Source organism: Stenotrophomonas sp. STEN033 (assembly GCF_056856655.1).
This window is the reverse complement of record NZ_JBXFWM010000051.1, coordinates 1-12,365: the sequence shown is the minus strand read 5'-3', so window position 1 is coordinate 12,365 and position 12,365 is coordinate 1. Positions and strand designations below refer to the sequence as shown.

Genomic DNA, 12,365 nt, shown 5'->3' with positions numbered 1-12,365 from the left:
CCGGTAAAGCAATCCCTGCGCACGATCACCACCATCGCCCGCCCTTCGACCGCAACCAAGGACGCCTACGCATGAGCATCACCGAAGAAATCGGTCAGGCGCTGGCCGCCGAATTTGCCATTCCCGATGTGGGCACACTGACCGTCATCGTCTCGCGGCTGGCCACCGCCATCGTGCTAGGCGGACTGCTTGGCCTGGAACGCGAGCGCAAAGGGCGCGCCGCCGGCTTGAAGACCCATATCCTGGTCTCGGTAGGTTCCGCGCTGTTCGTACTGGCACCCTTGCAGATGGGCATTTCGGGCGCCGATGTCACCCGCGTGATGCAGGGCATCGTCTCTGGCATCGGCTTTCTCGGCGCAGGCGCCATCCTCAAGCTCGACAACGAGGAACGCATCCAGGGCCTGACCACCGCAGCTGGTATCTGGATGACGGCCGCCATCGGCATGGCCGCCGGCATGGGCATGGAAATGGTGGCCTTCATCACCACGATTGCCGCTTTGGCAGTCGTGAGCACGCTACCGAAACTGATGCCCGACAAACGCAGGAATGTTGGAGACAGCGACGCTGACCTCGATACCTGAGCGAACTGACGTCGGACCCTGCTTTTTGTGGGAGCGGCATAAGCCGCGAAACAAGCGAATCATCAGATCGCCAAGCTGCCAACAGGCTGAGCAACGCCAGTTTCGCGGCTCACGCTGCTCCCACCAGTACGGAGTGGTTACTTGGCTGGGCTGCGCAGCACCAGCACGTCGATGCTGGAAGGCACGCCAAGACGCGCGGTGAAACCATCCCACTGGCCGACGCCGCTGCTGACGAACAAGGTCATGTCCTGCACCCGGTACTCGCCACGCACATAGCCGTGGTTGAATGGCGCCACCACCCAGCGGTCGAAGCCCCACATGTGGCCACCGTGGGTATGCCCGGATACCTGCAGGTCGATCGCGCCGGTTGCGGCAGCTGCACGCGCCTGCTTCGGCTGGTGGGCCAGCAATATATGGACGTCGCTATCTTGACCACCGGCGACCACGGCTGCCATGTCCGGTGCCAGCCCACCGTGCATGTACGAGCTCGGCTTCAACGCCGCCAGATCACCGATGCCCGAGACCGCCAGCCTGCGGCCGTTGATGTTCAGCAGCGCGGTCTGGTTTTCCAGCACGCCCAGCCCCATCTGCCGGAAATGCGCCATCCAGGCGCTGTAGTCGTAGTAGTACTCATGGTTGCCGGGCGCCAACCAGACGCCATAAGACGCCTTCAACTGCGCGAGCGGCGCGGCAAATCGACCACTGTCCTCCAGGCCGCCGTCGGCCATGTCGCCGGGCAACACGATCATGTCAGGTTTGACCGCCAGGGTCGCATCGACGATGCGCTGGGTACGCCATGCGCGTTTGACCGGACTGATATGCAGGTCGGCCAATACCGCCACACGCAGACCGTCCATCTCCTTTGGCAGGCTCGGCACGACAAGATCACGTTCGTGTACCTGCGGTGGCTTGAGACCGTTGTAGATGCCCAGCGTGGCCAGCAACACGATTACCAGCGCCGCACCCTGATTGAAGCCGACGCCGTGCCAAAGCGTTGCGATGCGTGATGCGCGCGACAGCAGGCGTGACAGCAGCCAACCGGCTTCGCGCAGCAGCACGAACACCAGCACCAGCATGAACATCACCAGCACCCAACCAAACACCAGCTGGATCCAGGCTTCGACCGAATAGCTGAAGATGTCCAGCCGCCAAAGCGTGGCAAAGCCCAGGCCGATCAAGGCCAACGCCAGGCTGATGCCGGTGCGCCAACGGCGCTGGGAGGTGGACAGGGGTTTGACCGGCCACCAGAACAGGATGGCCAGCAGCGGCAGGAGCAGCGATACGATAAGAGTCATCAGCGGTACGCGGTGGATGAGCGAAGCAGGCCCGCGATCAGACCGCCAACAGGCTCGGAAGATTGCCCTGCACTGTGCCACGCCGGGGCTGCCTGGCGCAGGGTTGCCATTGGAACACTACGTAACCCCAACCTGCTGCATGTAGTGCCGAGCCATGCTCGGCAGGGGCTTTCCCAGTCAACCCAGGACAGAACCGGCAATCCCGCCTGCAACAGGTCGCAGACACCGCTGGTAAGGCCATTGCCGAGCATGGCTCGGCACTACCAGAACCCGCAGCCATGGTCGGCAGGGGTTTCCCTGTAAACCCAAGGCAGGAGCGGCAATGCCGTCTGCGGCAGATCCGAGGCATTGCCAGCAAGGCCAATGCCGAGCATGGCTCGGCACTACTTGTAAGCGGCTTGCCGCTTACTTGGACTTTTCGGCGATCCAGGCGTCGAGCTTTTCGTCCAGCACGTCCAGCGGCACCGAGCCGTCCTTCAGCACTTCGGCGTGGAACTCGCGGATGTCGAACTTGGCGCCCAGCTTGTCCTGCGCGCGCTTGCGCAGTTCCTGGATCTTCAGCTCACCGGTCTTGTAGGCCAGTGCCTGGCCCGGCCAGGCGATGTAACGCTCGGCTTCGGCAATGGCATCAGGCTCGCTCACCGAGGAGTTGGCGAACATGTAGTCCAGCACCTGCTGGCGGGTCCAGCCCTTGGAGTGCAGGCCGGTATCCACCACCAGGCGCACCGCACGCCACAGCTCACCCTGCAGGCGGCCGAAGTAGCTGTACGGGTCGGTGTAGACGCCCAGGTCCTTGCCCAGGCTCTCGGCATACAGGCCCCAGCCTTCGATGAAGGCGGTCTCGCCGCCGAAACGACGGAACGCCGGCACGCCCTTCAGTTCCTGCTGCAAAGCCAGCTGGAAGTGATGGCCCGGGATGGCTTCATGCAGGAACAGGTCTTCGGCATCCCAGGTCTTGCGCGTCGGCAGGTCGTAGGTGTTCACGTAGAAGATGCCCGGACGGGTGCCGTCTTCGCTGGGCTGCATGTACTCGCCGCCAGCAGCCGACTTGGCGCGGAACGCCTCGATCGGGCGGATTTCGAAACCGGCCTTCGGGGTCAGCGAGAACAGCTTGGGCACATTGGCATTGATCTTGGCCTCAAGCCCACGGTAATGCTCCAGCAGTTCCGGCTCGGACTTGAACTCGAACTGCTTGTCCTTCTGCATGAAGGTGAAGAAGTCCTGCAGCGAGCCCTTGAAGCCCACCTCGGCCATCACCTTCTGGATTTCACCGTGGATGCGCTCCACTTCCTTCAGGCCGATCTCGTGGATCTGCTCCGGGGTCTGCGCGGTGGTGGTGCTCTGCTTGGCGTTGAAGGCATACCAGGCCTTGCCGTCGGGCAGCGAATCCAGGCCCACGGTGTCGCGGGTGGCCGGCAGGTAGTCGTTGGCGATGAAGTCACGCTGCTGCTTGATCGCCGGCATCAACGTGTCGTTGATCAGCGTGCGGAAGGCCTCGGTCAGACGGTCCTTGTCGGCCTGCGAGAAGTCGGCCGGCAACTGCTTGATCGGGCCCCAGAACTGGCTGTCCTCGGCCTTGGCAGTGATGATGTCGTCGAACTGCGGCACTACCTTTTCCATCAGCACGCGCGGCTGCACCACGCCAGCCTTCATGCCTTCGCGCATATTGGCGTTCTCGGTAGCCAGCAGCACCGGGATGCGCGCCGCACGCGCCAACCAGTTGTCGTAGTCCTTGACCGTCTTGAACGGCTGCGCCACCTGGCCCGAACCCAGCATCACCGCATAGCTGACGGTGGAGCCCATCTGGTTGACCGGCATCATCCAGCCCGGGAACTTCTCCCCTTCCAGCGACTGCTGCTGCTCCTCGACGAAGATGCGGTAACTGAGCAGGTCCTGCCCGGCCAGGCCGGCGTCGCCGATCTTCTGCACCTTGTCCAGCCACTCCTGGGTGAAGTCATGGCTCTGCTTGCGGAACTCGGCCGAGCCGAAATCCGGCAGCTGGTCGTTGTAACGGTTGTCGCCCTGGAAGGTGGCCTGCAGCGGGTTCAGCTTGAGCACGCCTTCCCAATAGTCGGCGTACAGCTGGTTCAGCTGCGCGGCCTTGTCGGCCTGCGTTGCCTGCGCACTGCTGTCACCCGCCGCTGGTTGCGATGACGGTGAACAGGCGGCCAGCACGGTGGCCAGGGAGAACGAGACGGCAAGCGCCAGCGGTCGAACGGTCATCGGGGGTTTCCAGAACAGGGAACAAGGCCGCCAGCGTCAGCGCTGGCGTGCCTTGCCGGAAGGGCCAAAGGTCATTGCCGGCAGGTTTCACATCGCGGTCGGGGCTGCAAACCGTCATAATCCCCACCCTGCTGCGGTCGCCACCGGCGCCTGCCACCTCCCTCACGCTCTACCGGGGCATCCGTACTCCGGCGCGAGCCTTTGCCGTTGCTGTATTTATGACTACTTCGCGTCGCCCGTTGGGCTTCTGGTCCGCCACCGCCCTGGTTGTGGGCAGCATGATCGGCTCGGGCACCTTCCTGTTGCCCGCCACCCTCGCCCCCTACGGCGCCGCAACGCTGATCGGTTGGAGCATCACCCTGTGCGGCGCGCTGCTGCTGGCGATCACCTTTGCCCAGCTTGCCAAGCGCTGGCCGCAGACCGGCGGCCCCTACGTGTTCGCCCGCAACGCCTTTGGCGAGCTGCCCGGCTTTCTGGTCGCCTGGAGCTACTGGATCTCAATGTGGTGTGCGATTGCTGCTATTGCGGTGGCCTTCGCCGGCAGCATTGGTGCCATCTTTCCGGCACTGACCGCAACTCCGGTGCGCGCGGCGGCCTGCGGCCTGATCGCGCTGTGGCTGTGCGCAGGCGTCAACCTGATCGGCGTGCGTGAAGCCGGACGCTTGCAGCTGGCAACCACGGTATTGAAAGTCGTCCCCTTGCTGATGTTCGGCCTGGTCGCGCTGTGGCTGGTGGATACCAGCAACTACGTACCCTTCAACCCTTCCGGCGAATCCTTGGGCAGCGTTGCCGCCGCCACCGTGGCGCTGACCCTGTGGGCGATGATCGGTCTGGAGGCCGCCACGGTCCCGGCCGAGTCGGTCGATGACGCACCGCGCACCGTCGCCCGTGCCACGGTCGCCGGCACCGCCATCGCTGGCATCGCAACCGTGCTGGCCTGCACCACCGTACTGGGACTGCTGCCCGCCGATGTGCTGGCCAATTCCAGCGCACCAATGGCCGATGCCGCCGCCGCGTTGTGGGGGCCTACCGCCGGCATGCTGCTGGCCGTGGTGATGGCCATCTCCTGCGTGGGCGCACTGAATGGCTGGACGCTGCTGGCGGCACAACTGCCTATGGCCGCCGCCCGCGACGGCGTGCTGCCGCGCGCCTTTGCCCACGAGAACAAGCGCGGCGCGCCGGTCTTCGGCGTCATCGTCAGCTGCCTGCTGGCCACCGTGCTGGTGATCTGCAACTACAACCGCTCGCTGGTGGACCTGTTCAAGTTCTCGGTGCTGCTGTCCACCGCTGCCACCCTGCTACCCTACCTGGCTGGTGCAGCCGCATGGTTGTGGCGCGGCAGCGGCATTGCTTCACGCATCGCCGCTGCCGGTGCATTGCTCTTCAGCCTGTACGCGATTGCAGGCATCGGCAGCGAGGCCTTGTTGTGGGGCGTGGCACTGATCGTAGCCGGCCTGCCGATCTACTTCTGGTTGCGCCGACGCTGAGTACTGGCGTGCCGTGAGTGCTGCCTGCTGCTCGTCGGTGGGCGCGGCACAAGCCGCGAAGCTGGCAGTGCCAAAAACCTCTTGACCCTTGCTCACTCACGCGCGGGTGGCACATTGCCCAAGGCCTTGTTGACCGCGATGAACTGGCTGCGCAGCAATGCCTCGCCATCCACCAGGTCACGCCGCGTCTGCAGATAGCCTCTGCGTGCGTCCAGCACCGCCAGGAAATCAATCAGACCAGCATCGTGCCGCGCCTGTGCGATCTTGTAGGCATCCGCCGTAGCCTGCTCGCGCACACGCAGCTGCGCGCGCTGCTGTTGGGCGGCGGCGTAGCCGTTCAAGGCATTGTCGATTTCCTGCCAGGCCTGCAGCACGGTTTTCTGGTAGGCCACAGCGGCTTCCTGCTGTTCCAGCTCACGCAGCTGCACCACACTCTTGCGTCGGCCGTGGTCGAACAGTGGCAGGTTCAGCACCGGGCCAATCGACCAGGTGCGGCTGCCCCAGTCCGAGAACTCACCGGACAGATACGACTCGTAGCCAAACTTGGCACCAAGCCGGATGCTGGGATACAGATCGGCCTGGGCAACACCGACGCTGGCCGTGGCCTGCTGCAGGCGTGCCTGCGCCGCGCGGATATCCGGACGCCGCTGCGCCACTTCCGACGGCAGGCCCAGCGACAGATCCGGCAGCGCGTCGCTCGCGGCAACCACCGGCGCTGCAAGCTGGCTGCGCAAAGCGCCGGGGCGCTCGCCGAGCAATAGCGCGAGTTGGTTGCTGCTGCTGGCTTCCTGGACCAGCAGGCCGGGCAAGCGCGCACGTACCGCAGCCAGATCGGCCTGCTGTCGGTCCAGGTCCAGATGATCCTGCAGACCACCGTCCACCCGCGCCTGCAGCAGCGACAAGCGCTCTTCCAATGCGGCAATGTCCTCGTGTGCCAGCTCGATCTGGCGCTGTGCCGCACGCAACTGCACGTAGCTGCGTGCCACTTCGCTGCTGACGCTCAGCCTGGCCAGATCCAACAGCGCCGCCTGCTGCGCCACGCTGGCATCGGCCGCCTCGATCGAGCGCCGCACCCTACCCCACAGGTCCAGCTCCCAGGACGCATCGAAGCCGGCCTGATACAGATTGAATGGCTCGGCCAGCAGCTGTTTCAGTGCGTCACTGTCATTGCTGAGGATGTCGAGCATGCGCGTACCCGCGCCGTTCTCGCTTTGGCGCTGGCGATTGACACCTGCCGATGCGTTCACGTCGACACCGCGCTGCGCGGCAATCGTGCGCCGCTGCACCCGCGCCTGGGCGAAGTGCAAGGCAGCCGTGCGCAGGTCCGGGTTCGCCTCCAAGGCCCGTTGTTGCAGTTCATCCAGGGTCGGGTCGGAAAGCTGCGTCCACCACTCCGGCCGCAGCGCCTGCGTACCGACGTCGGCATTTAGTGACGCGTCACCGCCCCGCCACTGCGTCCAGTCGGCAGGGGCGGCCGTGTCCGGACGCACGAAGTCCGGCCCGACCGCGCAGCCGCCTAGCATCAGGCCTGCAGCAAGCGGCGACAGCAGCAGCGGCACGTTCAACAGTGAGCGGAATTGGGGAAACATGGATCGCGTCCTAGGTAAGCCGATTACGGAACAACCACGCCGCCAACGGCAGGGTGATCGCCGCCACCGCCAGCATGGGGATGAAGTTGAAGCCCACGTCCTGCAGGCCCGCCCCTTCCAGATAGACCCGTCGCACCAGATCGATGCCAAAACGCAGCGGGTTGGCATAGGTCGCCACCTGCAGCACCTTGGGCATATTGGCCACCGGCGTCATCAAGCCCGACAACAGCATCAACGGCATGATCAACAGGAAGGTGTAAAGCATCGCCTGCTGCATGTTGGCAGCCACCGCCGAGATCGACAGGCCGATACCCACCGAGGCCAACGTGAACACCGCCAGCGCCAGGTACAACACGCCCACCGAGCCGGCCATCGGGATCTGGAACCAGAAACGGATGATCAACAGGATGATGGTGGACTGCACCAGCCCCACCAGAATCGACGGCAAGGCCTTCCCGATCAGGATCTGCATCGGCGTCAGCGGGGTGACCAGCAATTGATCGAAGGTGCCCTGTTCGCGTTCGCGCGCCACCGACAAGGCGGCGATCAACAGCGTCTGCAACATGCTCAACGCGGCGATCAACGCTGGCATCAGCTGCCAGCGCGACTCCAGGTTGGGGTTGTACCAGCTGCGTGTGACCAGCTGCACCGCCTGCCCGCCGGTGGCGTCCATCTGGTTCAACTGCGTTCGACTGGATTGGTCCCGATTGAAATCGGCGACGATGGAGCCGATGTAGCCGGCAGCGGCACCCGCGGTGGTGGAGTTGCGGCCATCCATGATCAACTGCAACGGTGCACTCTGCCCAGCGGCCAGTCGCTGCTCGAAATCAGCTGGAATGCTGATCACCAGCAACACTTCATTGGCGTCGATCACGCCAGCAATCTGCGCCGATGAAGCCAACGTTGCCGTGCGCTCGAACATGCCCGCGCCATCCATCCGCGAAAGCAGCTCGCTCGACGCCTGTCCGCCACTGAGGTCGAGCACCGCATACGGCACATGGCGCAGATCGAAGGTCGCACCGTAGCCAAACAACAACGCCTGCATCAGCGCTGGCATGAACAGCATGGCGCGACTGGAAGGCTCTTTCAGCAGGGTGATCAGCTCTTTCCTGCACAGGAAGGCAATGCGCCTGAAATAGATCGCGATAGCTTCCATGCCTACACCAGCCTCTTGCGCAGCTTGGAGCGGGTACCCGCAAACAACAACAGCGCGTACAGCAACAGGATGGCCGACTTCTGCAGGAACAGCGGCCAGTTATCGCCGGTCAGGAACAGCGACTTGATCAGCCCCATGAAGTGGGTGGCAGGCAGCAGCTGGCTGATCACCTGCACCGCCACCGGCATGTTGCGCAGGTCGAACACGAAGCCGGACAGCATCAACGCCGGCATGAAACTGGTCAGCAGTGCCACCTGGCTGGCCTGGAACTGGTTGCGGGTGACCGCCGATATGAACAGACCCAGCAGCAGTGATACGGCCAGGTAGAGCAGCGAGCTGATCACGATCGCCAGCAGCGAACCGCGCATCGGCACCTCGAACAGAAAGCGTGCAGTCAGCAGGCAGATCGCCAGATTGATCGCGCCGATACCCAGATATGGCAGCAGCTTTGCCAGCACCAGTTCGGTCGGTCGCACCGGTGTGACGAACAGTGCTTCCAAGGTGCCGCGCTCCCATTCGCGCGCGACCAGCAGCGAGGTCAGGAAGGCACCGATCAAGGTCATCACCAGAACGATCAAGCCCGGCACCAGATACCAGGTACTGGTGCTTGCCTCGTTGAACCACATGCGCTGGATCACATTGACGCCGCCGCCCGCACTGCTGCCGCCTTGCCGATCGAATGTGGTTTGCAGCTGCGTCGCCAATGCGCCGCCCACATAACCTTCCAAGGTCCGCGCGGTATTGGCATCCACGCCATTAAGGATCAGCTGCACCTGCGCATTTCCATCCGCCATGCGCCGGCTGAAATCTACCGGCACATGCACGATGCCGCCGACCTTGCCTTGCCGCATCAAGTCCACCGCGGCGCTCATGTCACGGACCTGCACCGGCGCCAGATACGCCGAGCCCTGCAGCCCTGCGACCAGCGATTGCGTAGTCGGCGAGTGCTCATCCAGCACCACGGCAACCGGCGCGTGGCTGACATCGAACGACAGCCCGTAGCCAAACAGCAGGATCAAAGCCGCCGGCAACAACAGTCCCACCGCAAGGCTGCTGCGCTCGCGCAGCATCTGCCGGGTCTCCTTGCGCACCAGCGCCCATAAGCGGGGCAGGAAGCCGGACATCACGCGGCCCTGCCGCTTGCAGTGGCACTGCGCTGCGCGCGGCCCTGCTCGACTATGCCAATGAAGGCGGCATTCATGTCGATCCCATCACCACCGGCCTGCTCACGCACCTGCTGCGGCGTTCCCAGCGCAAGCAGTTCGCCCGCGTCCTGGATCGCGATGCGGTCGCAGTACTCGGCCTCCTCCATGAAGTGGGTGGTGACGATGATGGTCACGCCCTGCCGCGCCAGCGCGGTGATGGTGCGCCAGAAGGCGCGCCGTGCCAGTGGGTCGATGCCGCTGGTCGGTTCATCCAGGAACAGTATCTCCGGCGCATGCAGCAAGCCCACCGCCATTGCCAGTCGTTGTTTGTAGCCTGCTGGCAAGTCGCCACTGCGCGCATCCGCCTGCAGGTCGAAGCGTTTGATGGCATCGGCAACACGCCCGCGCAGTTGCGTGCCGCCAAGACCATAGGCACCGCCGAAGAACTCCAGGTTCTCACGCACACTCAAATTGGCGTACAGCGCGAATTTCTGAGAGACATAGCCGATGCGTGCGCGGGCCTGGGCTCGGGCAGTGCGCAGATTCAGGCCGGCCACTTCCAGATGCCCACTGCTGGCCGGCAACAGACCGCAGAGCATGCGGAAGGTAGTGGTCTTGCCGGCACCATTGGGGCCGAGCAGGCCAAAGATCTCGCCGCGGTGCACATCAAAACTGGTGCTGGCCACGGCGGTGAAATCACCGAAGCGACGCACCAGATCACGCACCACGATGACCGGCGCATCATCCTGCGGGATCTTGCTTGCTGCGACTTCGGCCGCCGGCAGCGATGCGGGCGTCTCCTGCGCGCGCAGCAGCATCATGAAGGCGTCTTCCAGCTCCGCCGGTCGTCGGCTCGGCTGCTCGCCTTGCAGCACTGCAGCGATATCCGACGGCGCCACACCAGGCTGCAGGATGAAACGCACGGAACCGGCACGCGGCACCGCATCCAGCACGTGCCGGGTATCGTCGATCAGCTGCGCCTGCAGGTCGCGCGGCTGCCGCGTCGGCACGGGCGCTACCGCCCAGGTCAGGCCCTGTGCCTTGTCGGTCAGCGCGGCAGGATTGCCCTGCGCCAACAAGCGCCCCTGATGCAACACGAAGATCTGCTCGCAGCGCTCAGCCTCGTCCATGTAAGCCGTGCTGACCAGCACGCTGAGCTGCTCCTCCTGCACCAGCTGCTGGATGATCTTCCACAGTTCGCGCCGCGACAGCGGGTCCACCCCGACGCTGGGCTCGTCCAGCAGCAACAACTGCGGTGAACGCACCAGGGTGCAGGCCAGGCCCAGCTTCTGCTTCATGCCACCTGACAACTTGCCGGCCGGGCGTTGCCTGAATGCAGCAAGGTCGGTCATCTGCAGCAGGCGTTCGAAGCGCGCATGGCGTTCGTCCGCAGGCACACCATGCAGATCCGCGTACAGATCCAGGTTCTCCTGCACGCTGAGGTCTTCATACAGGCCAAAGCGCTGCGGCATATAGCTGATGCAGTCCTGCACCTGCTGCGGCTGGCTTGCCACGTCATGGCCCAGCACCTGCAGCTGGCCAGAATCGGCGCGCAGCAAACCGGCAACCATGCGCAAAAAGGTGGTCTTGCCGGCACCATCCGGCCCAACCAGCGCGGTCAACTCGCCCTTGCGCATGCTCAGGGAAACCCCCGCCAGCGCCTCCAGCTGCCCGCCACCGGCGGCCGGGAAACACTTGCGCAAGTCGACCGCGACAACCGTGGCAGCGGCCGCTTCCATCAGCGTGCCGCTTCCTGCAGGCGCACGCTCACCGGCTGACCCAGACGCAGCTGATCCTGCGGATCCTCGACCACCACGCGCACCTCGTAGACCAGGCTGGTGCGCAGCTCTTCGGTCTGTACGGACTTCGGGGTGAACTCGGCCACCGAGGAGATGAAGCCGACTTTGCCCGCCACCGGCTTGTCGGGGTGGCTATCGCTCGTCACCTGCGCGAGCTGGCCACTGCGGATACGACCGAGCTCGGTCTCGCTGGCAAAAACCCGCACCCACTTCGGCTGCGTCAACGCCAGCGCGAACGCCGCGCGTTGCGGACCGGCCATGTCGCCGACTTCCACCAGCCGCGAGCGCACCACCGCTGCCACCGGCGCCTTCAGCTGGCCTTGCGCGATCTGGTGCTGCAGCAAGGCGAGCTGGGCATCGGCCGCCCGCAGTTGCGCCTCGGCTGCCGCGATGTCTTCCTTGCGCGGGCCTTGCTGCACCAGCGCCAGTGCCTGTTGCTGCAGTTCGGCAGTCGCTGCCGCCACTTTCGCCACGCTACGCGCGCGGTCCATTTCCTGCGCGCTTACACCTCGACCGTCCGTCGCGCTGGCCACGCCTTGCAAGCGCTGCAGATCCTGCGCTGCACGCGCTGCATCGGCCTGCGCTGCGGCCAGCTGGCTCCTGGCCTGCACGACTTCCTGCGGCCGCGCGCCGTTGTGCAGGCGCGCCACGGTCTGCCGCTGCGTCTCGATCTGTGCCTTGGCTTGGTCTGCCTGCAGTTGCAGGGTGCGGGTGTCGAGCGTGGCCAGCACATCGCCGGCCTTGACCGTATCGCCTTCCTCTACCCGCACTTCCTGCACCCGGCCACTGCCATCGAAGGCAAGCGACACCTGGCGGATGTCCACATTGCCCTGCAACTGCAGGCCATTGCCAGCCGGCTCATCACGGCTGCTCCACCACAGCAGCAGCACGACCAACAACACAACGGCGGCCACCACGACAAGAACAGGCTTCTTCATCAGGACGCTTCCGCAAGCAGGACTGGATCTGCCGAACAGCCTAGGGCGTGTTAACACTAATGGCGATTTCTGCGACTGCGCGGGACAATCTCTGGCATGGAGATCACACCCGAGCAATTCGCCACCATCGAGCACTGTCTGCCCAAGCAGCG

Annotated in this window: 9 protein-coding genes; 2 read left to right on the top strand and 7 right to left on the bottom strand. The window is 64.6% G+C overall.

The window, feature by feature from the left end; all coding sequences use genetic code 11:
- Positions 1–71: 71 nt before the first annotated feature.
- On the top strand, positions 72–581 hold the full coding sequence (locus AC1VXC_RS15495) for an MgtC/SapB family protein (RefSeq protein WP_313171836.1): 510 nt from the start codon (positions 72–74) through the stop codon (positions 579–581).
- A gap of 137 nt (positions 582–718) precedes the next feature.
- Here the strand turns inward: AC1VXC_RS15495 and AC1VXC_RS15490 are convergent, their stop codons facing one another.
- Positions 719–1,876, bottom strand: coding sequence for a metallophosphoesterase (locus AC1VXC_RS15490; RefSeq protein WP_481539516.1), 1,158 nt, complete (start codon positions 1,874–1,876; stop codon positions 719–721).
- Positions 1,877–2,281: 405 nt separating this feature from the next.
- Complete coding sequence (locus AC1VXC_RS15485; protein ID WP_481539515.1) at positions 2,282–4,099, bottom strand: DUF885 domain-containing protein; 1,818 nt, start codon at positions 4,097–4,099, stop codon at positions 2,282–2,284.
- Between the two features lie 218 nt (positions 4,100–4,317).
- Here AC1VXC_RS15485 and AC1VXC_RS15480 point away from each other — a divergent pair, with 218 nt between their 5' ends.
- A complete protein-coding gene (locus AC1VXC_RS15480; RefSeq protein WP_481539514.1) occupies positions 4,318–5,586 on the top strand; it encodes an amino acid permease in 1,269 nt (422 codons plus the stop codon).
- A gap of 92 nt (positions 5,587–5,678) precedes the next feature.
- Here the strand turns inward: AC1VXC_RS15480 and AC1VXC_RS15475 are convergent, their stop codons facing one another.
- Genes AC1VXC_RS15475 through AC1VXC_RS15455 form a run of 5 tightly spaced genes read right to left on the bottom strand, consistent with a single transcriptional unit; the run spans position 5,679 to position 12,213 of the window.
- On the bottom strand, positions 5,679–7,175 hold the full coding sequence (locus AC1VXC_RS15475; RefSeq protein WP_481539513.1) for an efflux transporter outer membrane subunit: 1,497 nt from the start codon (positions 7,173–7,175) through the stop codon (positions 5,679–5,681).
- Positions 7,176–7,185: 10 nt separating this feature from the next.
- A complete protein-coding gene (locus AC1VXC_RS15470) occupies positions 7,186–8,331 on the bottom strand; it encodes an ABC transporter permease (RefSeq protein ID WP_481539512.1) in 1,146 nt (381 codons plus the stop codon).
- Between the two features lie 2 nt (positions 8,332–8,333).
- Positions 8,334–9,455 carry an ABC transporter permease gene (locus AC1VXC_RS15465; RefSeq protein ID WP_481539511.1) on the bottom strand — a complete coding sequence of 374 codons (1,122 nt, stop codon included), beginning with the start codon at positions 9,453–9,455 and terminating at the stop codon, positions 8,334–8,336.
- Positions 9,455–11,215 (bottom strand): ATP-binding cassette domain-containing protein, encoded by a 1,761-nt coding sequence (locus AC1VXC_RS15460; RefSeq protein ID WP_481539510.1) that lies wholly within the window; start codon positions 11,213–11,215, stop codon positions 9,455–9,457. The genes AC1VXC_RS15465 and AC1VXC_RS15460 overlap by 1 nt, the downstream gene beginning before the upstream one ends.
- Positions 11,215–12,213 carry an HlyD family secretion protein gene (locus AC1VXC_RS15455; protein WP_313492737.1) on the bottom strand — a complete coding sequence of 333 codons (999 nt, stop codon included), beginning with the start codon at positions 12,211–12,213 and terminating at the stop codon, positions 11,215–11,217. The genes AC1VXC_RS15460 and AC1VXC_RS15455 overlap by 1 nt, the downstream gene beginning before the upstream one ends.
- Positions 12,214–12,365: the final 152 nt, after the last annotated feature.